Source organism: Archaeoglobaceae archaeon, from assembly GCA_038734275.1.
Classification (GTDB): Archaea; Halobacteriota; Archaeoglobi; order Archaeoglobales; family Archaeoglobaceae; genus WYZ-LMO2.
Genome location: JAVYOO010000002.1, coordinates 54,237 through 76,083 on the forward strand (window position 1 = coordinate 54,237; position 21,847 = coordinate 76,083).

At 40.7% G+C, this 21,847-nt stretch carries 26 protein-coding genes and 1 tRNA gene; 9 read left to right on the top strand and 18 right to left on the bottom strand.

The features are described 5' to 3' along the window. Positions 1–37 precede the first annotated feature (37 nt). Together QXI54_02860 and pth2 are read left to right on the top strand one after the other, a co-directional pair. Positions 38–301, top strand: a complete 264-nt coding sequence (locus QXI54_02860; protein ID MEM0302095.1) for a DUF5749 family beta-barrel protein — start codon at positions 38–40, stop codon at positions 299–301. Beyond that, positions 291–638 (top strand): peptidyl-tRNA hydrolase Pth2, encoded by a 348-nt coding sequence (pth2, locus tag QXI54_02865; protein ID MEM0302096.1) that lies wholly within the window; start codon positions 291–293, stop codon positions 636–638. Before QXI54_02860 ends, pth2 begins: the two co-directional genes overlap by 11 nt. On the opposite strand, the gene radB is transcribed toward pth2, so the two are convergent. Both radB and larC read right to left on the bottom strand, forming a co-directional pair. Next, the gene (radB, locus tag QXI54_02870; GenBank protein ID MEM0302097.1) at positions 635–1,291 is read right to left on the bottom strand and encodes a DNA repair and recombination protein RadB; all 657 of its coding nucleotides are present in this window, start codon (positions 1,289–1,291) and stop codon (positions 635–637) included. The genes pth2 and radB overlap by 4 nt on opposite strands. Further along, a complete protein-coding gene (gene larC, locus QXI54_02875) occupies positions 1,269–2,432 on the bottom strand; it encodes a nickel pincer cofactor biosynthesis protein LarC (GenBank protein MEM0302098.1) in 1,164 nt (387 codons plus the stop codon). Before larC ends, radB begins: the two co-directional genes overlap by 23 nt. 54 nt (positions 2,433–2,486) lie before the next feature. Here larC and QXI54_02880 point away from each other — a divergent pair, with 54 nt between their 5' ends. Next, positions 2,487–4,904, top strand: coding sequence for a CDC48 family AAA ATPase (locus tag QXI54_02880; GenBank protein ID MEM0302099.1), 2,418 nt, complete (start codon positions 2,487–2,489; stop codon positions 4,902–4,904). Here the strand turns inward: QXI54_02880 and QXI54_02885 are convergent. Genes QXI54_02885 through QXI54_02900 form a run of 4 tightly spaced genes read right to left on the bottom strand, consistent with a single transcriptional unit; the run spans position 4,895 to position 7,829 of the window. Beyond that, positions 4,895–5,887 (bottom strand): amidohydrolase, encoded by a 993-nt coding sequence (locus tag QXI54_02885; protein ID MEM0302100.1) that lies wholly within the window; start codon positions 5,885–5,887, stop codon positions 4,895–4,897. The two genes, QXI54_02880 and QXI54_02885, sit on opposite strands and share 10 nt — an antisense overlap. Further along, positions 5,856–6,551 carry a hypothetical protein gene (locus tag QXI54_02890; protein MEM0302101.1) on the bottom strand — a complete coding sequence of 232 codons (696 nt, stop codon included), beginning with the start codon at positions 6,549–6,551 and terminating at the stop codon, positions 5,856–5,858. The genes QXI54_02885 and QXI54_02890 overlap by 32 nt, the downstream gene beginning before the upstream one ends. Positions 6,552–6,585: 34 nt before the next feature. Beyond that, positions 6,586–7,527 carry a transglutaminase-like domain-containing protein gene (locus tag QXI54_02895; protein MEM0302102.1) on the bottom strand — a complete coding sequence of 314 codons (942 nt, stop codon included), beginning with the start codon at positions 7,525–7,527 and terminating at the stop codon, positions 6,586–6,588. Beyond that, positions 7,524–7,829 (bottom strand): DUF5611 family protein, encoded by a 306-nt coding sequence (locus tag QXI54_02900; protein MEM0302103.1) that lies wholly within the window; start codon positions 7,827–7,829, stop codon positions 7,524–7,526. Before QXI54_02900 ends, QXI54_02895 begins: the two co-directional genes overlap by 4 nt. 48 nt (positions 7,830–7,877) lie before the next feature. On the opposite strand from QXI54_02900, the gene rtcA reads away from it, so the two are divergent. Then, positions 7,878–8,879: an RNA 3'-terminal phosphate cyclase gene (gene rtcA / locus QXI54_02905; protein ID MEM0302104.1), complete on the top strand. Its 1,002-nt coding sequence runs from the start codon at positions 7,878–7,880 to the stop codon at positions 8,877–8,879. Positions 8,880–8,917: 38 nt separating this feature from the next. Next, positions 8,918–8,992: transfer RNA gene (locus QXI54_02910), tRNA-Ile, on the top strand. 438 nt (positions 8,993–9,430) lie between these two features. On the opposite strand, the gene QXI54_02915 is transcribed toward QXI54_02910, so the two are convergent. From QXI54_02915 to QXI54_02940, 6 genes are read right to left on the bottom strand one after another with little or no spacing between them, the layout of a single operon-like run. Then, a complete protein-coding gene (locus QXI54_02915; GenBank protein MEM0302105.1) occupies positions 9,431–10,027 on the bottom strand; it encodes a hypothetical protein in 597 nt (198 codons plus the stop codon). A gap of 34 nt (positions 10,028–10,061) precedes the next feature. Next, on the bottom strand, positions 10,062–11,054 hold the full coding sequence (locus QXI54_02920) for a PIN domain-containing protein (protein MEM0302106.1): 993 nt from the start codon (positions 11,052–11,054) through the stop codon (positions 10,062–10,064). Continuing rightward, a complete protein-coding gene (locus tag QXI54_02925; protein ID MEM0302107.1) occupies positions 11,051–11,539 on the bottom strand; it encodes a hypothetical protein in 489 nt (162 codons plus the stop codon). Before QXI54_02925 ends, QXI54_02920 begins: the two co-directional genes overlap by 4 nt. A gap of 17 nt (positions 11,540–11,556) precedes the next feature. After that, positions 11,557–12,846: a hypothetical protein gene (locus QXI54_02930; protein ID MEM0302108.1), complete on the bottom strand. Its 1,290-nt coding sequence runs from the start codon at positions 12,844–12,846 to the stop codon at positions 11,557–11,559. Position 12,847: 1 nt separating this feature from the next. Continuing rightward, positions 12,848–13,975, bottom strand: coding sequence for an AAA family ATPase (locus QXI54_02935; GenBank protein ID MEM0302109.1), 1,128 nt, complete (start codon positions 13,973–13,975; stop codon positions 12,848–12,850). 38 nt (positions 13,976–14,013) lie between these two features. Next, the gene (locus QXI54_02940) at positions 14,014–14,952 is read right to left on the bottom strand and encodes a hypothetical protein (GenBank protein MEM0302110.1); all 939 of its coding nucleotides are present in this window, start codon (positions 14,950–14,952) and stop codon (positions 14,014–14,016) included. Positions 14,953–15,239: 287 nt separating this feature from the next. Here QXI54_02940 and QXI54_02945 point away from each other — a divergent pair, with 287 nt between their 5' ends. The 4 genes from QXI54_02945 (at position 15,240) to QXI54_02960 (ending at position 17,050) form a co-directional block, all read left to right on the top strand. Further along, entirely contained in the window at positions 15,240–15,671 is a 432-nt protein-coding gene (locus QXI54_02945; protein ID MEM0302111.1) for a zinc ribbon domain-containing protein, read from the top strand. Between the two features lie 213 nt (positions 15,672–15,884). Further along, the gene (locus QXI54_02950; GenBank protein ID MEM0302112.1) at positions 15,885–16,106 is read left to right on the top strand and encodes a type II toxin-antitoxin system CcdA family antitoxin; all 222 of its coding nucleotides are present in this window, start codon (positions 15,885–15,887) and stop codon (positions 16,104–16,106) included. Continuing rightward, a complete protein-coding gene (locus QXI54_02955) occupies positions 16,103–16,501 on the top strand; it encodes a type II toxin-antitoxin system VapC family toxin (GenBank protein MEM0302113.1) in 399 nt (132 codons plus the stop codon). The genes QXI54_02950 and QXI54_02955 overlap by 4 nt, the downstream gene beginning before the upstream one ends. Before the next feature lie 408 nt (positions 16,502–16,909). After that, positions 16,910–17,050, top strand: coding sequence for a hypothetical protein (locus QXI54_02960; GenBank protein ID MEM0302114.1), 141 nt, complete (start codon positions 16,910–16,912; stop codon positions 17,048–17,050). Between the two features lie 42 nt (positions 17,051–17,092). Here QXI54_02960 and QXI54_02965 read toward each other — a convergent pair whose 3' ends face one another. The 6 genes from QXI54_02965 to QXI54_02990 form a co-directional block, all read right to left on the bottom strand. Beyond that, the gene (locus QXI54_02965; protein MEM0302115.1) at positions 17,093–17,371 is read right to left on the bottom strand and encodes a hypothetical protein; all 279 of its coding nucleotides are present in this window, start codon (positions 17,369–17,371) and stop codon (positions 17,093–17,095) included. A 13-nt stretch (positions 17,372–17,384) separates the two neighbouring features. Continuing rightward, entirely contained in the window at positions 17,385–17,720 is a 336-nt protein-coding gene (locus QXI54_02970) for a hypothetical protein (protein MEM0302116.1), read from the bottom strand. A 168-nt stretch (positions 17,721–17,888) separates the two neighbouring features. Next, positions 17,889–18,593, bottom strand: coding sequence for a class II glutamine amidotransferase (locus QXI54_02975; protein MEM0302117.1), 705 nt, complete (start codon positions 18,591–18,593; stop codon positions 17,889–17,891). Positions 18,594–18,623: 30 nt separating this feature from the next. Further along, a complete protein-coding gene (locus QXI54_02980) occupies positions 18,624–20,159 on the bottom strand; it encodes a ribonuclease J (GenBank protein MEM0302118.1) in 1,536 nt (511 codons plus the stop codon). Then, a complete protein-coding gene (locus QXI54_02985) occupies positions 20,156–21,160 on the bottom strand; it encodes a DNA recombination protein RmuC (GenBank protein MEM0302119.1) in 1,005 nt (334 codons plus the stop codon). The genes QXI54_02980 and QXI54_02985 overlap by 4 nt, the downstream gene beginning before the upstream one ends. Beyond that, positions 21,157–21,846 (bottom strand): DUF6293 family protein, encoded by a 690-nt coding sequence (locus QXI54_02990; GenBank protein ID MEM0302120.1) that lies wholly within the window; start codon positions 21,844–21,846, stop codon positions 21,157–21,159. Before QXI54_02990 ends, QXI54_02985 begins: the two co-directional genes overlap by 4 nt. Between the last annotated feature and the right edge of the window lies 1 nt (position 21,847).

Genomic DNA, 21,847 nt, shown 5'->3' on the forward strand with positions numbered 1-21,847 from the left:
AACAAAAACTTTTAAAAATCAAAGCTTTACAAAGAGCATGGATCTGATTTGCAGGTTTGTTTTCAAAGACGGCAAGGAATTTGGTGAAAGCATTGATGTTTTTGACAACCACCTGATCGTAAAAGTCTACGACAAATTCATTGCGATCCCGATGAAGTGTGTGAGCTTTGATGGGGAGAAGATCACAGTCACGGACTTCGATGAGCAAAAGGCTTTGGAGCTTGGCAATAAGTGGGTAGAAAAGTCGAAAGCTGTTAGTGAGGAAGAGCTCAGAAAATTCGGTTTTGGAGATGGAGTTTAAGCAAGTTATAGTTGTTAGAGACGATCTGGAGCTTTCAAGAGGAAAGCTTGCAGTTCAGGTTGCACATGCAAGTATATTGGGTTTTCTGAAGAGTGATAAAGAAAAAAGAGAGCGTTGGCTTCGTGAAGGGCAGAAAAAAATTGTTCTTAGGGTTAGAAACCTTGAGGAACTTTTGGCAGTAAGAGATAAAGCAGAGATGGAAAGAATTCCGACTGCAATTGTAGAAGACGCGGGCCTTACTGAAATACCTCCAGGAACAATTACTGCTGTCGTTTTAGGACCAGATGAGGCTAAGAAGATCGACAAGATCACTGGGAGTTTGCCTTTACTCCGTTAAGGTTCTACTCCCTTGTCTGTGAGCTGGAACTCGCAACTCTCTCCTTCTTTCTTATATCTGTGTTTAACAAGCGTTGCCCTCCGTAAATTTCCAACTCTTTCGAGCGAAAGTATCGTCTTTGAAAGATGGTCAATACTTGTTCCGCCTAAGGGTTTATCAATCCCTGTCTTGACGTCTGTAAACATCTGGTTTGTTATTAGAACCGCAAGATCCAATTTTCTTGCCAGTCCAAGCAAATAGGTTAACTGTGCAGTAAGTTCTCTTTTTACCTTGATCTGCCTGCTCTCGTCTTCAAGCTCGCTTCTGTATAATGATGTAAAGCAATCTACGATTACGAGCTTGATTTTTTCAGTCTTTGTAAGCTTTTCTACTTCTTTCAAAGCAGAAGCCTGCTGTCTGAAAGTGAATACTTCTTGAACAAAAACATTCGAGAAAAGAGAAACATCTTGAAATACCTGCTTCACTCTTTCGCCGGAAAGTCCTTCTGTGTCAATATAAGCTACCTTATAGCTCTTTGCACAGTTTTTCGCAAACATGAGGCAAAGAGTCGTCTTTCCTGTTCCGCTTGGTCCGTAGAGCTGAGTGATCGTTCCAGTTTCAATTCCACCGCCTAACAACGAATCTATGCATTTACTTCCACTTGGAATCAGCATGAGTTCCCTCCAGAAGCTTGTAAACACTGTAAATTGGCAGATTTAACTCTTTGGCTATTTTTGCCACATCTTCAAATTCTGGCTTTGCGGTTCCCAATGCCTTCGAAATCTTAAATCTGACTTTGAATTTTTTACCTTCAATTTCAACGTCTTTTTCTTCTAAAGTTCTCTCGGCAATCATCCTGTGATATACTGGTATAATTCTTGCACCCAAGCTTCCTGTCTCTCTCATAACACTCATCGCAACTTCTTCTGCATTTTCAAGCCTTGCTAAAACCTCGATCTTCACAGCAGGTCTGGACTTCTTGGCTATCACAGGAATTGCGATCACATCGAGATTCTCTGCCCTGAGCTTTTCAAGAGCATAGCCGATCTCCTCTCCGCTCAGATCATCAACGAGGGTCTCTATGACTGCAATGCTATCACTAACTTCAGAGAAACCCAAAATAAGTCTTAAAACGTTTGGAGCTTCAGTTTCATAGCTTCCCGCGCCGTAGGAGATTTTTTCAATTCTCAATGGATAATTAAACGTTCCTTCACAATAATGAGCCAAGATTGCACTGGCTGTTGGCGTCAAGAGCTCTTTTTCTCCGCAAAAAATGACTTCGAGTTTTGAGTCTTTGAGAATCTCTAAAACTGCCGGAGCTGGCACGGGGTATTTGCCGTGTGAAGTTTCAACAAAACCGCCACCAAGCCTTATTGGACTTGCAAAAAACCTGTAACCTTCACTCATGAGCCTTCTTATACCCTTTGCTGAGCACACGACGTCGAAAATTGCATCATCACTGCCTACTTCGTGAAAAACTGCTTTTCTGTAATCTCTACCGTGAACTCTTCCTTCTGCAATGGCAATTCTCTCAAAGATCTTCTTTGAATCTTCTTTAATGGTGTGCTCAAGTTTTGAGTTCTCTATTAGCTTTATAACTTCAGAAAAGCTTCTTTCAGTCTTTAGTTCTTCAACAAAAATTCTTTTTGCGGAAATTCCTCTTTTTTTGACTTCTTTGACTTTAAAGCGCAGGTCAAGTTTAAGAGTTTCAACAACTTCTTTTAGATCTGTCTCGGAGAGCGAAATACCCAACAGTGATGAGATTATCATATCCCCGCTTGCTCCGTTGAAAGCGTCGAAGATGGCAACTTTCATCCAATCACCACAAGCCTTTTTATCCTTTAAATAGAAATTCTTTTAGGTGGTAATATGGAACTCATGCTCAAGGTCAATCAGGCATATCCCAGCGACTCTGGGAGAGGTATTGCAAGACTTGATCCGGATGCGATGATGAAGCTTCAAATCTCACCGGGGGACATTGTAGAAATAGAGGGTAAAAGGAAGACTGTCGCAAAGGTTTGGAGATCCCCAAAGAGGGATTGGGGCAAAAATATAATTCGAATTGATCATTTTACAAGAGAGAATGCAGGTGTTGGGGTTGGTGACGTTGTAAAAGTTAGAAAGGCAGATTATGAGCCAGCAAGACTTGTAATTCTTGCTCCAGTAAAGAAAATTGAAATGAGAGTTTACGGAATTGATCCTGGAGAGTATTTAAAGCATCAATTTCTCAAAAGACCTGTGCTCGAAGGAGATTTTGTCCCTCTTGTAGGTTCTCCTGCGATCACGGGATTTGGAAAATACGGACAGCAAAACCAGGCAGTGGTTTTTGTTGCTGTAAAAACAGAGCCTAAAGGAGTGGTCATAATAGAGGAGACAACAAAAGTTGTTTTCAGAGAACATCCAGCAAAGGGATTTGAAAAGATCGGAAAAGCAGGTGTAACGTATGAGGATATAGGAGGACTAAAGGATGAGCTTCAGAAAGTTAGAGAAATAATAGAGCTCCCATTGAAATATCCCGAGCTTTTTAAGCGACTTGGGATCGAACCTCCAAAGGGTGTGCTCTTGCATGGTCCTCCTGGAACTGGAAAAACACTAATTGCCAAGGCTGTTGCAAATGAGATAGGTGCAAGCTTTTTCACAATAAATGGTCCAGAGATCATGAGCAAATTTTACGGAGAGTCGGAGCAGAGGCTCAGAGAAATATTTGAGGAAGCAAAGCAGAACGCTCCAAGTATAATATTCATAGATGAAATAGATTCAATAGCGCCAAAGAGAGAAGATGTTACCGGAGAAGTTGAAAGGAGAGTCGTAGCACAATTGCTCACTCTGATGGATGGACTCGAAGAGAGAGGGCAGGTTATAGTCATTGGTGCAACAAACAGGATCGATGCCGTTGATCCAGCTTTGCGCAGACCGGGGAGATTCGATAGAGAAATAGAGATCGGTGTTCCCGATAGAGAAGGGAGATTTGAGATTTTACAGATACACACCAGAAATATGCCCTTAGAGCCGAAGTATCTGCGTGAGTTTGTTCTTGAGGCTCTTAGTAGAGTTTTGAGGAATACCGAAGATCCTAAGATGCAGAAGGATCTCGAATTTGCGATCGAAGAAATAAAGAAGCTGGAGAAAGAAGAGGATATAGAAAAGGCATTAAAATCTCTTCTAAGCCCTGAAATCCTTAGTGAGGTTGATTCCGAGATAATAAGGGAAATGTTGAAAAAACTTGCAGACCAGACACATGGCTTTGTAGGAGCAGATATCGAGGCTTTTTGTAAGGAAGCGGCAATGAAGGCGCTCCGCAGATACCTCCCAAAGATAGACCTTGAAAGCGAGGAGATACCAGTGGAAGTATTGGAGTCGATAAGAGTGAAATGGGAAGACTTTTTGTCAGCGCTGAAGGAAATTGAGCCATCAGCTATGAGAGAAGTTCTCGTTGAGATTCCAAAGGTGACCTGGGAGGACGTTGGTGGATTGGAAGATGTGAAAAGAGAGATCATGGAGGCGGTTGAGTGGCCTCTGAAGTTCCCAGAAAAATTCAAGAAATTTGGTATCAAACCACCAAAGGGAATACTTCTCTTTGGTCCTCCGGGGACTGGGAAGACATTAATAGCCAAGGCTGTAGCGAACGAAAGCGAAGCGAATTTCATCAGCGTGAAGGGTGGAGAACTTTTGAGCAAGTGGCTTGGAGAGAGTGAAAAGGCAGTTAGGAAAATATTTAGAAAGGCCCGTCAGGTAGCCCCATGTATAATCTTTTTCGATGAGATCGATGCAATAGCCCAAATGCGTGGCCTGGATGAGGGTTCGAGAGCGGTTGAGAGAGTTTTGAACCAGTTATTGATCGAGATGGACGGACTGGAAGAGCTTCATGGGGTAGTTGTGATTGGCGCTACAAATCGCCCAGACATACTGGATCCTGCTTTATTGCGCCCTGGAAGATTTGATAGGCTGGTTTACGTGAAACCACCGGATCGTAAAAGCAGATTGTCGATCTTCAGAATCCACACGAAGAATATGCCTCTGGCTGAGGATGTCGATCTTGAGGAACTCGCAGAAATAACTGAAGGCTATGTTGGTGCAGATATTGAGGCTATTTGCAGGGAAGCGGTAATGCTTGCACTCAGAGAAGATCCAAACGCAGAAAGGGTAGAGATGAGACACTTCCTTGAGGCTCTTAAGAAGATAAAGCCAAGCGTAAATGAGGCGATGCTGAGCTTCTATGAAAGATTCGAAGAGAGAATAAGGACAGAGAAGATAAAGGTTTCAGCAAAACCAGTTGGTTATGGATAAGCTTCAGGCAAAATCACACATTCTATATCTTGGATTCCAGCTCTCCTGACGATGCTGGAAAGCAGATTTTTAGAATTTTTTAAATTTCGATTTCTGTGGAACACAACGTATCCGTTTTGAACATTAAATAGTTTTGTGCCTCTTATTGCTGCTTTAAACACCTCTAAATCCTTTCTGACTACAACAGATGCAAAGTGCATCTCTTCCAGAATTGATGGGTTGAAAAGCATCGCGTTATCTGTGCCTATAAGCCAATTATGGTATTCGGAAAGAATTTTGTAGGCTTTAGAGTTCAAAAGTCCAAAAAAGGCGTTTGATCTGATACAAGAGACTATTGGAATACCTCTTTCAATGAAGGACTTTAAAAGTTCGGGGCAGGAATTCATATGCACGACTACGTCTGGCTCGAGTTCGAGAGCTTTTTCAACATCCTCGCAATCCATTTCACCTGCATGTATGGCAAAAAACAGCCCCCTTCTTCTTGCGATTTTTCTGATCTCGAACAAAAACTCGATATCATGATCTTTTGTGCTACTCATCCCAAAGCCTTTACATTCAATTTTTTCCGCTTCCTCCAAGCTGTTTGGTCTTCCAAATGTTATAACTCCCCGTATCCCTGAAGTAACCTTTAAACCTTCTATTCCTCCTTCACGGAAGTCAAGAAAATGAGAAGTTCCAGAAAGTTTTGCAATTTCTATCTCATGAATCGACGCTTTTCTCAAGTCCTCCATAGGGGTTGAGCTAAGCACTTTGAATTTGTAGCCTCCCGAAGCGACGAGACTTTTTAAGTCCAAATATGGAGGATCTTTGCCGATTGCGTCCCCTAAATGGGTATGGGCATTGAAGAATGTGGGTGTGAACACGTATTCAGAGTATTCGGTTCTACTCTCTTCAAACTTTCCATCACATATGATTCCATATCTAACTCCCTCCTCATCGACAAGCACACCCTTAAAACCAGAGGAATTTGCATGCATCTTCATATCCAACCTCCACAACCGTGTCGATAAATGAAATGTGTTTTCTTATCAGTTCAAAATACTCTTCGTTGGTAACTTTTTCGCCGTTGAGCTCACGGAAAGCCAACTGGTAAAGCCTATCGACGGGTCTATTAAAATCGTATAACTTTATTCTTTCAACCTGAAATCCCTCCTCCTTTAGATACTTCTCAGCTTCAGGAGTCAAGTTTAGACAGGCGGCCAATCCTCTCGCGTTTTCACGTATCTTCATAGCGCTATATTCGCTTGAGACAAGTCTTAAATTTATGTCGTCAAAAAGCAATTTTTTCCATTCAAGTATGTCTATTTTCCCACTGATTTTAAATTTCAGCACAAGTTTTGCAAGTTCAACATTGATGTTGGCACGCCCTTCAGAGATTTTGTCGTCTAAATAGCAATATATTTTTATATTTTTGTCCCAACAAAAATGAATTATAGGTTCGCAAGCTCTTAAGTCTTGTATAGAGCTAACGTCTGCAGGAGGAAGAAGCCTTTGGGCAAGATAAGGTTCAAATGAGGATGGAAGGTCGAGAAAAACAGTATCGACTTCGTATCTCTCCATGAATTCCACAACTTTTCTCCTGTTCCAGGCTGTGTTAACCGTGAGGAAGTTGAGGATCACGAATGACTTGTATCCTTCGGGACACATAAGTTTTCTTCAAAAATTCTTCATAGGCTGGACTTTATTTAGCAAGCTGAACTTCCACAACGAGATCGCCGGAAATCTGGCTAATTTCGAGTTTGAAAGCCTTCCAGTCTTTTTTATATTCTTTGATAGCCCTAAGCACCTCTTTAGAGATTTTTTCTGCAAATTTTTCCGCAAAAACAGGCGTGTAGAAGTCTGCGTAATTTTGAAATGTAATTTTTAGACTCAGATATTCCCAGTAGCCTTGAGGAATTCCGGAATCTTCCCTGAAATACTCTCTTAAGGAAATTCTGAGGCGATCTTTCAGAAATCTTAGATCCGAGCTGGAGAAGTTGTAGTCTAAATTTCTCATTTCATTTGCAGAAATTTCTCCGATAAGAAGTCCGTAATCGTATATATAGGTTCTGTTTATCCTTTTACCTTGGTGAAGCCATTTTTTGTAATAACTCCCGAGATCCATAGGAGGTAACTTTTGGTCAAGGACGTAGTATTGGTCTAACAAAAGACCGACTGCAAGGTGTCCAGTTTCCTCCTCAGTAAACTCAAATCTTAGCACGTAGGGTTTACAATTTAAATTAATCATGAATGCGGCTATTAGAATAGCATAATCACCGCATATCCCCCTTCTAATTTTGACCGTTTCAATTGGCGTCTGATAAATTCTATCTGGGTTCTGCACCATTATCTCTTTACCTTTTGTTATTATAATTGGGCTTGATAGCTGTGCTTTGAAGTTATCGTATTCTATGTTCTCTTCAACCCACTCAAGAACGTTCCATGAGCTTTCAACGCAATCATTTCCCCTTAAACTTTCGGCCAGCTCCCCTATCTTTTTTACTTCTTCATCAGTTAAAGTTAGATTTAGGGCACATTCCAGATCCCAGCGCCAAGCTTTGCTGCAGTATTCTTCTCTGCTAAGCTCGAAGGACAGGCATCCCGCTAAGATAAGAGGAACCAATATTAAAAATAGGCGCTTCATGATTCAACTTCTTTTCTGAGCATTTTTTGTCTCTCTTTTGCGGTGTAACCTGTGAATTCCTCAAGAAAGCTATTATAGGTTTTTAGCGTTTTAACTGCGGTCTCGTTGTCGATAACTTTCGTCTTTGTCTCTATGAGCAACGATTTTCTCTCGAGCTTTGCTTTTAGTTCTTCAATGCTTCCGAAGTTCCTCACAACATAGTAGCCATCCTCAAAGCTGAAACCGCCAAAATATTTTTTCAGAAGTTCCTCAAGTCTGCTATTGCTGGCTTCATAGCCTTTTTTTATCTTGTATTCACGCATGCGTTTAGTCTGTTTAGGATTTTTAAATCCATTGAAAAACAGATTTTGATGCTCAGGATCGATGGTAGCTTTGGGGAAGGTGGTGGTCAGATTCTCAGAACTGCGGTTGCACTTTCCTGTATAACTGGTAAAGCTGTTGAGGTATTCAATATCAGAGCGAATCGACCAAATCCTGGGCTTGCTCCACAACATCTTAAGGGTATAGAGGTTGCAAAGCTTATAAGTGAAGCTGAAGTCGAAGGTCTACGGCTTGGATCAACGAAGATCGTTTTCAAGCCTAAGAGGATAAAGGGAGGAGATTACAAGATTGATATAGGAACCGCAGGAAGCATAACTCTGATTCTCCAGACAATCCTTCCACCGCTGTTGGTTGCTGATAGACCTTCGAAGCTTGAAATAATCGGTGGAACTGACGTTGCTTGGTCGCCAACAATTGACTATCTCGCTAACGTAACTCTAAGGACTTTGAAAGAAATGAATGCCGTAGTGAACCTGAAAGTATTGGCAAGGGGATATTATCCGAAGGGGGGTGGCAGGGTGCTTGTAGAGATCGAAGCTTCGAAGCTTGAAGGAAAGGAATTCAATGAAAAAATATGTAGAATTGAAGGAGTAAGCCACTGTCAGAATCTGCCTGAGCATGTCGCAATAAGGCAAAAAGAGTCTGCAATCAAATTTTTGCGAGAAAAGGGATTGAGTGCAGAAATCAGAGTCGAAGTTCTCAAAGGAGTTTCGACTGGAAGTGGAATAACTATCTGGTGCGGTTATAAGGGCGGAAGTGCTCTTGGAGAGAGGGGCAAAAGGGCTGAAGAAGTCGGCTTTGAAGCTGTAAAGAACTTCTATGATGAATTTTCGGCTAAGGGGGTTTTTGATTCTCATCTCGCGGATCAGTTAATGATCTTTGGCGCACTGGCGAAAGGAAGGACTAAATACAGCACCACCAAGATCACGGATCATCAGAAAAGCAACATATATGTGATAAATAGTTTTTTAGGCGAGATTTTAAGACTGGACGAAGCGCAGAGGGTCGTGGAGATAAAAGGAATCGGATAACGAAACCCTTAAATACAATTTTTCCAACAGCTTAAAAAGGGTCCGTAGCTTAGACTGGTCAGAGCGCCCGGCTCATAACCGGGCGGTCGAGGGTTCAAATCCCTCCGGACCCAGATTTTATGAGAATGAAATGAATTTGAAAGGCTATTGTTAAATTTTGGATTATCAAATCGACTCGATTCCCGTTTTGAAGGATGTGGAATTTTATTCTCGTTGGATATCTCATATGAGAAATTTTTTCGCATATGAGATTTGCCTTTCTCGGAATCAAACTCTTTTATCAATTCGAGTATTTTCCGCTCGATTAAATCCGAAATGGAGACGCTTTGAACTTTGGCAATCTCTCGCAACTCTGAGAGAAGATCTTTATCCACACGGAACAATTAACTCTACCGCTTGGCTTTCTTCCCATGTGTGGAGTTCAAAACCAAGACGAGATTTTTCTCAAAAATTTGACAATCGAGTCTCACTTTCTCGAGTTCAATATCCTGACTTAGAAAGTCTGAAAAAGATAAAGCTTCGACTATTTAAGAATTAATTTAGCTTTGACGCTACAAGATATACCCTCCCCCGCCACTCGCAACGATCTTCTCTTTGGTTCTGAAAACATCGTAAACGTCTTCGTGCCTGTAGACTGCTTTTTCAATGAATTCGCTCACAGTATAAAACTCCACGATGATCTTAGTTCCCATTATAACCTTTGGAGATAGATCTCTGACTTCTTCGAACCATTCGAAGCCCTTCGGCTTCCTGCCTATGATCCTATGCAAACTCCAGCTTGCTCCATGCCATAAAGCTCCAAATTCATAAAGCTCTCTAATTAGAATTGACTTCTGGAGATAAGACTCAGGAGACCCGTCGACTTCGATTACAAACTCAGGATTAACCGCTAATCTGGGTTTAGGAGTTTTTAGAACGTCATCGAGTTTTTCACATTCACTTAATTCTGCAGAAATGCCCTCTGGAACCGCCCAGACAACACCATTCCCATTGCCCCCTCTTCTGAAAATGTATCCCACGAGTTCGTAGCCCTCTAAAATTCTCAGCTTATCAAAAAGCCCAAGAATCTTCATTGGACTTAGACTTGATTTCTGCCAGCCTTCAACTGCTTTTATCTCAGATTGCATATCGCCAATTCTTTTCCTCATTCTTTCCAGCTTACTCGCAGAGAATCTGTAAATTTTACTCGATCCCAAGCGACATCAACCTCCTGCATATTCTTAAATTCTTATCAAAGCTTTTCCAGAGCTCATCATCCAGAAATCTCAGCTTGAACTCGTCTATACTGTTCTTTCCCTTGAATTCGCCAAATATGACAACGCTGTTGAGTCTGATAACACCGAAAATCATTGCGAGGTTGTAGATCAGTCTTTGCATTGAATGATGACTGCAGAAGTTAGCTTCGATGGCATGAGGGAAGTTGAATAAAAAGTGTTCCAGACCCTCAGCATTGCAAAGATCTGCCATCTGTCTGTCCGCAGTTAACAGCGAGGGCATTAAGTTCCTTTCTTTCTCGAATCTTCGGAGAGTTTTTACAATTATTATGTCATTTCGCTCCTTATCACTCGTAGAGTGTTCTATTCCTTCTATCTCAACAGCGAACTTTCTTAGCTCTCTATACTCTTCAACAGCAATGCAAGCAATTCTCGACTTTTTCATTCTCCTGTTAACAAACTCGTCCAGTAAAAAGTTCTGATATTTTGCCTCCTTTTTAAGTTCAGCTATTTGCTGTGGCGAATACTTGAAGTTGAGCATAGATTCTATTTCTTCTCGCACAGTGTCCACAAGCAAAACCTTTCTCGGATCAGTTCCAGAATTACTCAAAAAACGATGGTAAAGGACATTGGTGTCTGGAGAGAAAAGAATGGTCTTTGTAAGGTTCATATAAGCCTTTAATTTCTCTTTGAATGCATCGTAATTTTTGTAGTTGATTATGCCCGCAGAAATTAAACATTGCATGAAGTCCTCATACGATGGCATCTCAGCTGAAGAGAAGTGAGACTGCTGTTCTTCGAAATCCGCAATTCCTTGCAAAATCTTGAGCCTGTAGCCATTTACCTCCTGCTTAGCGGTGAATAGGTCGAAATGCTTGTAGAGTGGATACATGACGCTGATCTCGTCAACTTGGTTGAGCAGTATTTGAAGCTCTTTGGCTGAAATAACCGCTTCATTCATTTTTTCACCTTCATAGCTTCTTCCATAAAGTCTCTGAGCTGTTGCTGAGCCAGTGGGATCATCATGTATGGCATTGGCAACAGTTCTTTGACCGCAAGGTAGAAAACATGATCAAGTCTAAGCTTCATAGCAGGAATGAGTGCAGCAGAAACAAGAGGTTTCCTTCCAGGGGTTATATCAATTGCAATTCTGAATTCCTGTTCCTTAAGCCTTTTTATTAGCTCTATCATCTTTTCTGCAGCTGTAACAAAGTCGTTGTCCCCTAAGATTGTGTATTCTATTCTTGGATTAAAGCCAAACTCCTCGCTCAGGACTTTTAGCCCTTCTGCTACGTTATCAATCCCCTTGGAATAAGATTCCTCCGCGAAGATCTGGATTAAGTCAGGATAATAGGATTTCAAACTCAGAACTGCGTAGTAAGTGTTTACAACCGCCCAACCGGATCTGCCAAGGAGTGTTATGTATGCTTTCTTCTCACTCATCATTTTGCCTATGTTCATCGTTATAAATTAAATTTTTTGTTATTAAGCAGGCATTTGAGCATTTCTTCCAATTTAGAAACAAAATCCTCCCATTTTTCGATCAAATCATCTTGCAGTGGTAGAGTCTTGACGAAGAGCTTTATGTTTCCATCTTTGCCCACGAGAAAAGGCTTTTCCAGAATTTCTTCGCTTATCGGATTCAAACCTTCAGGATAGATCAGGAGAGCCTTATTTGCTCCAAGCTCCCTGCAATAGGCGTAGATCTGGTATAGATCCTGCTGGTCTATACCAAGCTTTCGAGCTTCGGGATCGAGGAGTTTGTATTTCGTGTCGATGATTATTTTCTCAGTCCCGATCTCGATAACGATGTCGGGCTTCATTTGTGCAATTATATGTCCATTTTTCTGCAGAAAAGCTCCCTTCGACTTTTGAATCTCGAGTTTTGCATTTTCACCAAAAACTTCGTAGAGCCTCTCCTTTCTGATCACTCCAGCCACGAACTGTTCAAAAAGCCGTTCCATTGGAATTAATATGGAGAAGGATTCCACCTTCGAAGCTTGAAGTGTAAGGCTTGAATGCTCGAGAAACACTCTACAGAATTCGATGAATGGTTTGAATTCGATGTTTAGCCTGTTAAATGTAATGCTTTCGATTTGTTGAACCGATACTGGGGCTAAAGCCACAGGCTCCAATATATCGGTAATCCGTCTCAGCTTTCTGTAGGTTTCTCGAGTTTCAACGACCTTTGACATCAAAAAGCACGTGTATTTCAGCGTTCTGTTTATTAAATTGTCAAGATGTCTCTCGTAAAATTCACAGGGAACCAAATGAAGCCTTGCAGGGTTGCAGTGCTTTTTAAAATCGATCTTTCCTCTAACGTATCTCATTTCATCATATCTGCGGACGTATTGGAAGTTCTGCTTTGTCTTCAGCAAATTCAACAGATTTCTGGCAAAGATCTCGATGAGAATTTCAAAAAAGTCATTTATCTCGGAAAGTTCCGCATAATCCACTTCTCTGAAATCGAGTAAAGTAAACTCAAGCATCTTCAACAGATTTCCTGCGATCATCTCTTTTCTGTCTTCTGAAGCGAATTTTGGGAATATTTCGAGCGTTATTTTTCCTGCTTTGACAACTCCAACGTAATTTAGCGGTTTAATCCTCTTCCTACCTATTTCAAGAAATTTATTCTTTTCGTTAATCTTTTCGAGCTGTTCTATTGTCTTTTCAGTCAGCATCAATCTGTCCCCTTCAATATCATCTCTTCCGCCGATCTCGTATTCAACGGGCTTATACTCGAAGAGCGTCACTTTAGCCAACGCTCTCACCAGCTAAATTTTCCAATTCTTTAAGGAAATCCTCGTCAGAGAAGTTCTTCTTTATTTCATAGGAATTGCCGTCTTTTTCCAAGATTACGAAGTTTCCAGCGACTTCTTTCAGCTTTTCTGGGCTGTCGTAGAAATACTCTTGTAGCAGAGGAATAATCTCATAATACCAGATCTCCTTTAGAATCCTAATAGCTTCTTCCTTCGAATTGCATTTCTCAAGCCTGAGGAAGTAGCTATGCCCTATCTGGTGGTCTCTGTCGTAAAGCTGTTTGATTTTTTCGTTCATAGATTTGAGAACCTCGATTGTGAGCTTTTTAACTTCTTTTGCGGAATCTTCACCAGATAAGAGTCTCTTTTCAAGAAGCTCATAGTCTGGCATGAGCTCAATGAAGCCAAATCTTCTTCGCAGTGCAACGTCTATTAAGGCAATGCTCCTGTCTGCGGTGTTCATAGTTGCTATGATGTAGAGATTTGGTGGAACTCCAAACTTCTCTTTGGAGTATGGCAAAGTAACAATGCTCTCGTTCTCTGCAGAAAGTCTTTTGTCCGCTTCGAGCAAAGTTATAAGTTCGCCAAAGATCTTGGAGATGTCTCCTCTGTTTATCTCGTCAATGAGTAGATAGAATTCTGGAGCTTCTGAAAAAAGTTTTATCACATCTTCCTTGTTCATTTTCTCAATTTTCCCCCAAAGCGATTTTTTCAACTCAGAGTATCTTTCCCTGCTCAACGAATCACCATTAGCGAGATATTCCATTATTTCAGATGCGAGAGCTTTCAGGTCTTCGAATTTCGAATTTAGAATAGCCATGCAGATTGCCTTTAAGGCACTCTTTTTGAAAATACCATCCTCAACGAAGTATCTCACTTGCTCATTTTCCGAAATGACTCTGATACCTTCGACAAACTCTTCATAGGAATAGCTCGGATGGAATGTGACCATGTCAAATCTCGAAATCTCCAATTCTTCTGTGCTGTCACTTTTGATCTGGAGGTTTTCTGATATATAATCCTCGCTTAATCCAGACTCTTTGGCTAACCTATAAGCTTCTTCAACACTGAGATCTATAAGCCTTACACCCGCTTTTTGTCTTCCATGGATTATTTCATTCATTCTATCACGATCAACGCCCTCAAAGACCTTCTTGATCTTTACATATCCTTTATCTTCTTCTTTTCGTATTCCCCTATCGCAAAAACTCTTCCATAGGGATGTCCGATATAAATGAAAACAACATCCCCATTTTCTATTTTTTCATAGGCTGTTCTGTATTTCCCCTCAAGAATTTCGTAACTTTCATTTTCTCTGAGTTCTTTGGGGTTCAAATTGGATGGTTTTACAGCATAAATGAAGTAACCGATTTCCGACTTTTTAATTGGTATTTCGAGCTTTTTTTCTTTACCTGCGATGTATCTGTGTGCGAGCCATGTTTTGCCTGTGCCCGGCGGACCATACAGAATGACCTGCTTTTTGTTATTCAAAATATTTTCGAGCTGTTCTTTTATTGTAGAATCGATTAAAGTTTTCTCTTCTGATTTAATTTCGGGGTTCAGAACTTGGTTAATTATTTTTTTAAGCCCTGGGCTTTTTTCAACTTCTTCCCACTCCAATTCACCTATCGTAGCAATCAGTCTCTTTGGAGACTCTAAACTTAAGTCTGTCCGAATCCACTCCACAGCTCTAAAGGTGGGATAATCAGGATCCGTTCCAAAATCGAATTGAGGGTCAGATCTGACAATTCCAATTCCTATAATTTTATTCGAACCCTTCATAGCCAGCAAGATGTCCCCTTTGGATATTTCCCTTAGAAATTTCCATAATCTGCTTGGATCTCGGAAACTATCTTTGCCTTGACCAGCTCTCCTGAACTCTTCGTTAAATTTATCTCTGTCATATTTTAATATAGCTTCTTCTCCGAGAGCTTTCACGACTCTTGCCCAGCCTACTCGAATACGCCCCTCTCTTACGCAATCTTCCCAGAGTTCTGCCCCCTCCCCGGGTTTAATTAACCATATCTTTGGTCTTTTGTTCTCTGTTACCTCTGTTTTGGGCTCAGAATTTCCTTCTTTAGTCTCAACTTCAAATCCCATACCTCCCACCTACATTTATCATAGATAAAATTTTTGAAACTTCGAAATGCATGCCAAGCAAGAACTTCACTTTTTATTTTAAAAAGCTAAACTCTGATTCGAAATAGAACTTAACCGCTGGATAAATCCCTTAAATCTCCCCAATTTGTATCTATTTTAATAGAATAAACAAATAAAATTTTTTCCTATCCCCATTCATACTCAAAGAAAAATTTATATATCTTGTTGTAATCTATAACAAAAAAGTAAAAATCAATGTTGTGAGGATGAGAAAATGGTGATTTAAAATGCCTTTCTGTAAACAATGTGGTAAAGAAATTCCACAGGATGCCTATTTCTGCCCCTATTGTGGTGCGGATCAAACTTCAACTGCTCCAACTCGAGGGGTGTATGTTTACGAGATAAAAAATACGGGTTTGACAGCTATTTTAGCTCTAATACCTGGAGTCTTCGGATTTTGGGGTATAGGACACATCTATGTTGGAAAAATATGGAAGGGGCTCATCCTTCTTGGGATAGGTATACCCGGGGTAATAACTATCTTTGTTTTCCCTTTAGCAATTTTAATAGCCACAAAAGATCTTGCATCAGTGATTTCTGCATTCTTTATTCTTTTTTTGGTTTATTTCCTAATCTTCATCTGGCAGGTGTACGATGCGTATAAATTGGCCAAATACTACAACCAGTATGTTCATCAGAACGGAAAACCGCCTTGGTGATGTTATACAAACTTATATTTCAATCCAATAAAAATAAAATTGCCCAAAGGTCTCACGATGTCATCATTTAAAACTTCCAGTTATAGGTTATATCGGAATACTGGGTCAATAATATAGCCACACCCAAAATATTCTTCCCTGTCGATTAATGGGCAATTTTTTAGACAGCAAGAGGTAGTAATAAATATATACTCCAAAATTAGTAGTCAAACCATGAACTACATCACAGTGTCTGCGAAAGTCAGGAAGGAGCTCGTGGAGAGAGCGAAAAAATTGGGTATCAATGTGAGCGAAGTCATAAGAGGAGCTCTTGAAGAAGAAGTTAAAAAGAGAGAAATGGAGTGGGCAAAGACAAAGATTGAAGAAATCGCTTCAAAAGCCAAGCTTGAAAAGCCTTCAGAGCAAGTTATTAGGGAGTTTAGGGATAAAAGATGATTGTCCTTGACGCAAGCGCCGCTGTAAAGTGGTTTTTGAGAGAGAAAGAAAGCGAGGAGATGAAACTATTGCTGGAGAAGATAATTTCCAAAGAATTCGAAGTGCACGTTCCAGAGCTTTTGTTTTTGGAAGTTGCAAACGTCTTAAGATATGCCAAGCTGAGCGAAGAAGATGTCATTGAAGGCATAAAAGCTTTGATGATACTTGATTTCTCAGTTCATGGCTTTAAAGAGCTTTTTGAAGACGCTGTTGAGATTGCCTTTGAGAAAGGGCTAACGATTTACGATTCTGTCTATTTAGCATTATCCATGAAGCTTGGAGCAGTGCTTGTAACTTATGATAGCATTCTTCTAAAATTTGGAGGAAAGAAAGCGTCGGATTTGATTCGACTGTGATTTTCTCTCTAAGAAATTGGACTTTTAGCTCTTCCGCTACGTTATCAGTCCCCTTGGAATAAGATTCCTCCGCGAAGATCTGGATTAAGTCAGGATAATAGGATTTCAAACTCAGAACTGCGTAGTAAGTGTTTACAACCGCCCAACCAGATCTGCCAAGGAGTGTTATGTATGCTCTTTTTTCTCCCATAACACTATAAGCTCAATTTTAAAACTTAAATTTTTGTTCAGGTGTTCTGGTTATACAGCTTAGCGTTTCTTTCAGTTCAGAAACAAAAGCACCGCAATCTTTGCTCGAGAAACACTCAAAGGTTTTGAGTGTTATTGCAAAAGCGTTTACAGAAGTTGGAATGTTTGAGGAAGCCTTAAAGTTAGCAAAAAGGCTTATATGATAAATCAAATTGTTCATTGGCTTTATTTGAGGTTTCAATAGCGCTTGGTAAAGCTGAAAATATTCTTGATGAAGCCTTAGAAATCGCAAGAAGTATAACTGAGGAATACTGGCGTTCATGGGCTCTAATAAAGCTTGCTGAAACTTATAGAAGCTGAAAGAAAAAAAGTTTTAAAGCTTGTGCCTTGGCGAATACGAAACTATTTTCGGGTCTTCTTTCTCTTCTTTTTCTTCGGTCCCTCTAAAAATTCCAACACCTTTTCCATATACTCCGCCACAACATTGCCTTTTCTGTCATACACCAAAATAAAACAACCTGATGGAACTTTCGGTTTCAATTTATTCAACACCGACTCGACATCCTCCATTTTCACTTCAAACAATTTCACGCCTGCATCATCCAAAGGTTCCCATGTATCAACCATAACAACACTGCAATCCAATTCTTTCGGTAATAGATGCTCAAATTTCTTAATCATTTTCTCACACTCCTCACAACCATACTTTTCCTCGCATCTTACTCTTAAATTTATCCACTTTCTTTAAATCCTCTTTGTATAGCTCAGGATAATCTCTATTCAATTTAACCGCTCTCTCTACTAATTCCTTAATCTCATCATATTTTTTCAATTTTTTCAAATCATTCAACAACATAAAAAATCCGTTTTCATCCCTGTATACCTTCGCACCTAAAAACAAACCAACACTTGCCAATGTATCCGACATCGAAACATATACTTTCTCCTCATCTGTTTTCAACTCCTCTGCTTCTGCAAATCTTTCCATTACCCTCAACCATTCCATCATATACTTCGCATAATTAACCATATTTTACCACCTCACACCCCATACTCTCCACCCCACAATAGAATGTTGTATAACTTATACTTAAATTTTTCTATCAATTGAACTAAAAATTAAAATGTGATGTCTCCACTCAAAGCCGAAGAGCTTTTCATTAACATTTCATCTTCAAAAATTTAGCTTCACAATCCCTTATTCCCTTAAGCAAATCTCTTTGCTCACAACAAATAACTCTCCGTTGATCAAGCAAATAATTCTGTTCTTAGGAATCGGAACCCATCTTTCGTCGGTGAGTTTCTGAGTTGAAATCAAAATCGCTCCACCGTAGTCTTTTTCCCTTCTTAGCATGAACATGTTTCGGTGGTTGCAGAAGGCAAACAGAGCATTACCATCGGTTAGTAAATAGTTTAGGGTTCCATTGTAGCTTTCAAGTAATGTCTTGGTTGCCAACTTAACCGCTGGATAAATTCCCCTGAATCTACTTCTTCTCAGATATTCAACAATTTTGTCGATCATGAAAGAGAAAGCCATAGCGGAGTCAGTATTACTTTCAACTTTGCTCGGGTAGTTTATCGGTAGATCGCCGTTGTGGGCGAATAGCCAGTCTCTGTTGAGAAATCCAAAACGAAACGGGTGGCAGTTTTTCTCACAGACTTCACCTCTTGTTGCAAGTCTCAAGTGCGCCAATATCACATTGCTTCTCGCATTTTCTACTGCTTTTCTGAAAATCTCGCTTGAGTTCGGATCTTTTGTAGATTTTTTGACCACCGCTTTGCCATCTTCGTAGTATCCGATTCCCCATCCATGCCAGTAACGGGTATGATACCTTGCAAACAACGGAAGGCTAAAAGTCCCCCTATCTTTACTGTTACAGCTTAAAGCGAAAAGCTCACACATAACCTAAACCCCCAGACAACAAAAATTAGCTCATCCACATTTGAAGCTTTCTCCATTACCCATAACCTTCACGTTTTCAAAATTCTCAACAAACCATTCTGCATTCTCAGTGTGCACAGGAATCAGCACTTCAGGATCGATCCTCTCAATGATCCATCTCAGATCCTCTTTCGACGCATGTCCAGAAGCGTGATAGCCCTTAACGAACTCTGGCTTCAGTTTACCACCCTCGTTGATGATTTCAAAGCCAAAAATCTCGAAATTGAAGGTTTTGAGCCAGTTTTGAAGCCTTAGAAAATCAAATTCTTGTTCTTCACTGTGGGCTTCGCTGGAAGAGTAAATGTAAATGCCCCCACTGGGCTTTATGTCGAGGAGATGCTTCATATCGTAGAAGGAGAAGCAGAGAATGTAGCTTTCGGGATCTCTGTTTATCTCCACAGGATCGACATAAGCGTTCTCCCAACTCTTCATCACAACTTCAGTTTCCCATTTGTCTCTCTTTTCTTTTAGCTCTTTATAGATCCCAACTCCTTCCATTCTGCAAATGCGATCCGTTAATTCCAGGGCTTGCAGCATGTAAGCGTCTTTGGCTGTGACCACGAGTTGTCTTCCTGTTTTATCCGCTATTTCTTTGAACATCTCAAGTCTTTCGATGTTCCTCGGGGAGAAGTCGGCTATAACCAAACCCTTAGCATGCTCAACCGCTTTAAGACAGTTCTCGAAAACCTCCTTTTCCGTAACGTTGTAATCTCCCCTTCCCGCTCTCGTGCCCTCTACGATGAGAACACTTGCATTCTTCGCCTCGCTCACAAACCTCTTTGTTTCACTCTCTTTTCTACCATGGAGCCTTATGTCGCCTGTGTATGCGATCGCAATGTTGCCATAGAGAATGTAGCCCAGAGAACCGTAGACAGAATGATCGACCTCGAAAGCTTTGATCTCGAAGGAGAGATCTTTTTCTTCAAGACAGCAAATATTTCCCGCTTCAATTCCTTTCCCAGATTCCTGACCTGGGCGGTAGCATAGAAATTCTTCGAGGTCTTTATTTATTTCTCCTGTGCAAACAAGGTTTCTGCCCAAGTAAGGCTGTTTTTTGCTCTGGATAGCCATTAGAACCCTTTTGTCTTCGCAACGCTCTCTAAGTGAGTAGTAAGGGATTTCGCTACCCCCTGTTTGCTTTCCAGAATCTCTCATAGCTTTTAGAACTGCAAGTGATGCTGGAGAAGCAACGATTGGAATGCTTTCTTGAAGATAAGCGACGTTGCCAAAGTGATCAAGATGTGCATGGCTTATAAGCACTGCTTCAACATTTAACTTCGGATAGGATGAAAGATCGACGTCTGAAGGGATCAGATCGCTCCTATAAACGTTAAGCCTTGGAATCAGCCCTAAATGAAGGGGATCATGGATCCCCCTCACGTTTCTTTCCCTTAGAAACTCCTCAAAGTATTTGCTGTGCCTTGCAAAGTTCATTCCAAAGTCGAGAAAAACACCTCTGCCATTTTCTTCAACGTAGATCTTGTTTCCTCCAATCGTGTCAGCACCGTCGAAGATCGTTATTTTCATTTTCTCTCCTCCAAGTCCCGTAGACTGCTCAAATTAGAGTAAAAGGCTCTTAAATTGTTAAATGATTTCTGAACCTTTGGAACATTGTTGCTTGCGTTGGTCACGTGCCTGAGCAGAGTTTCTAGATTTCCTTCGAAGTCTTCTAAGTGCCTTCCGAGTTCATCTATGCTCCGCTGAATTCTCTCCGCACTTTTCGAGATATCCTCAGCCCTTATTTTAGCAGAAATTAAATTCAGATAAGCGGGCAGAATGGAAGGAGACGTGAGAATAACTCCCGCTTTTGAAGCTTCAACTGCAATTTCGGGAGATTCCGAGATTATTCTGTAATAAATCGCATTTGACGGAATGAACATGAATGCAAAGTCCATCGTATTTTCCTTTCCGACGTATTTCGATCTTATGCTCTCCACGTGTCTTTCCAAATCATTAAGAAACATCTTCCAAAGCTTATCCTTATCTTCAGCCTTTTCAGCTTCGCAAAATTTCCTGAAGTTCTCAAGCGGAAACTTTGAGTCGATGCAGAGAAATCTGTTTTCTTCGACAAGAACGCACGCATCCGGAATGCCGGGGCCTATATTCTCCTGAAACTTTAGTCTTTGCACTGGAAACAGATCTCTGAGCAGATTTTCAAGCTGTAGCTCACCAAACTTCGCTCTCGAGCTTTTGATCTCGAACATCGACTTCAAATCGGATGTTATGTTTTTCAGGTCGTTTGAAGCTTCTCTCAGCTTTCCCATATCTTCTTGAATTCCAAGCTCTTTAAGTGAAGTCGCAAAGGCTCCTTTGATTGCTTCGGTGTTCTTTGCAAGGGCTGAAGCAAAAAGACTCTCGAAAATGCTCGCTGAATTCTGTATCGTTCTTACTACTGAGTTTTCAACCATCTGTTGCACGCTTTTTTCGAGATTTGTCAGCCTTTTATTCAGCTCTTCCGTTTTGTCCTTGTAGCTGTAAAGCAGAAAAAGCAGTAGAAGTGTGAATGCAAAGATCAGATATTCTATCACGATCTCACCTCAACGAGAATTTTTCCAAGATCTGTTAGGACGATTCTAACATTTCTCCCGACTTTCTCTCTTTTGAGTAATCCTTGAGTTTCGAGTTTTGAAATCAAATGGCTTAGCCTCGATCTTTCGCTGAAGAAAATCCTTGAATTCCTGTCTATGCTCGGATTTAGCTTCAGGATCAGCTCATCGAGTGAATTGACGCCACTCTCAATCGTTGATAAAACTCTGAATTGCTCTTCGCTGGGAAAATCGATCGGAAGTGTTGGAATCTCGATGATCTGCTCAACTCCTATCTCCTCGAAGTTCTCATCGTATTTTGGAATTGAAGTAAATATTTTGCAATTTGCAACACAACCAGCTATGTAGCCCGCTATGGCAAGGGTGCGAAGCGAGCCCGAGGCGTTAATAACTACTTCTCTTCCCGAAGCCTTTTCAGCCCTTATGATCCTGAGAAGTTGCATCACCGCCCTTATAACGTCTCTCTTGTTTATCTCTTGTATTTCAACTTCAAAATTTATTTTAAGTTCATTTCTCAGCTCTTCTGCAACTCTCCTTACTCTCTCCTCGCCAGAAATGTCCTCTTCGCCGACAAAAAGGATGATCTTGTTTACTGTTAAATTCAATGCGTTTATTGATTCCAGAAGTCTTTCTTTGTGGTGTCCGACGAAGACAAGTTGGGTTTTCATA

What these genes read in the sequence shown, in the direction of transcription:
- QXI54_02860 (MEM0302095.1), top strand. Translation starts at nt 38, where the DNA reads ATGGATCTGATTTGCAGGTTTGTTTTCAAAGACGGCAAGGAATTTGGT.
- pth2 (MEM0302096.1), top strand. Translation starts at nt 291, where the DNA reads ATGGAGTTTAAGCAAGTTATAGTTGTTAGAGACGATCTGGAGCTTTCA.
- radB (MEM0302097.1), bottom strand. Translation starts at nt 1,291, where the DNA reads ATGCTGATTCCAAGTGGAAGTAAATGCATAGATTCGTTGTTAGGCGGT.
- larC (MEM0302098.1), bottom strand. Translation starts at nt 2,432, where the DNA reads ATGAAAGTTGCCATCTTCGACGCTTTCAACGGAGCAAGCGGGGATATG.
- QXI54_02880 (MEM0302099.1), top strand. Translation starts at nt 2,487, where the DNA reads ATGGAACTCATGCTCAAGGTCAATCAGGCATATCCCAGCGACTCTGGG.
- QXI54_02885 (MEM0302100.1), bottom strand. Translation starts at nt 5,887, where the DNA reads ATGAAGATGCATGCAAATTCCTCTGGTTTTAAGGGTGTGCTTGTCGAT.
- QXI54_02890 (MEM0302101.1), bottom strand. Translation starts at nt 6,551, where the DNA reads ATGTGTCCCGAAGGATACAAGTCATTCGTGATCCTCAACTTCCTCACG.
- QXI54_02895 (MEM0302102.1), bottom strand. Translation starts at nt 7,527, where the DNA reads ATGAAGCGCCTATTTTTAATATTGGTTCCTCTTATCTTAGCGGGATGC.
- QXI54_02900 (MEM0302103.1), bottom strand. Translation starts at nt 7,829, where the DNA reads ATGCGTGAATACAAGATAAAAAAAGGCTATGAAGCCAGCAATAGCAGA.
- rtcA (MEM0302104.1), top strand. Translation starts at nt 7,878, where the DNA reads ATGCTCAGGATCGATGGTAGCTTTGGGGAAGGTGGTGGTCAGATTCTC.
- QXI54_02915 (MEM0302105.1), bottom strand. Translation starts at nt 10,027, where the DNA reads ATGAGGAAAAGAATTGGCGATATGCAATCTGAGATAAAAGCAGTTGAA.
- QXI54_02920 (MEM0302106.1), bottom strand. Translation starts at nt 11,054, where the DNA reads ATGAATGAAGCGGTTATTTCAGCCAAAGAGCTTCAAATACTGCTCAAC.
- QXI54_02925 (MEM0302107.1), bottom strand. Translation starts at nt 11,539, where the DNA reads ATGATGAGTGAGAAGAAAGCATACATAACACTCCTTGGCAGATCCGGT.
- QXI54_02935 (MEM0302109.1), bottom strand. Translation starts at nt 13,975, where the DNA reads ATGAATGAAATAATCCATGGAAGACAAAAAGCGGGTGTAAGGCTTATA.
- QXI54_02940 (MEM0302110.1), bottom strand. Translation starts at nt 14,952, where the DNA reads ATGGGATTTGAAGTTGAGACTAAAGAAGGAAATTCTGAGCCCAAAACA.
- QXI54_02945 (MEM0302111.1), top strand. Translation starts at nt 15,240, where the DNA reads ATGCCTTTCTGTAAACAATGTGGTAAAGAAATTCCACAGGATGCCTAT.
- QXI54_02950 (MEM0302112.1), top strand. Translation starts at nt 15,885, where the DNA reads ATGAACTACATCACAGTGTCTGCGAAAGTCAGGAAGGAGCTCGTGGAG.
- QXI54_02955 (MEM0302113.1), top strand. Translation starts at nt 16,103, where the DNA reads ATGATTGTCCTTGACGCAAGCGCCGCTGTAAAGTGGTTTTTGAGAGAG.
- QXI54_02965 (MEM0302115.1), bottom strand. Translation starts at nt 17,371, where the DNA reads ATGATTAAGAAATTTGAGCATCTATTACCGAAAGAATTGGATTGCAGT.
- QXI54_02970 (MEM0302116.1), bottom strand. Translation starts at nt 17,720, where the DNA reads ATGGTTAATTATGCGAAGTATATGATGGAATGGTTGAGGGTAATGGAA.
- QXI54_02975 (MEM0302117.1), bottom strand. Translation starts at nt 18,593, where the DNA reads ATGTGTGAGCTTTTCGCTTTAAGCTGTAACAGTAAAGATAGGGGGACT.
- QXI54_02980 (MEM0302118.1), bottom strand. Translation starts at nt 20,159, where the DNA reads ATGAAAATAACGATCTTCGACGGTGCTGACACGATTGGAGGAAACAAG.
- QXI54_02990 (MEM0302120.1), bottom strand. Translation starts at nt 21,846, where the DNA reads ATGAAAACCCAACTTGTCTTCGTCGGACACCACAAAGAAAGACTTCTG.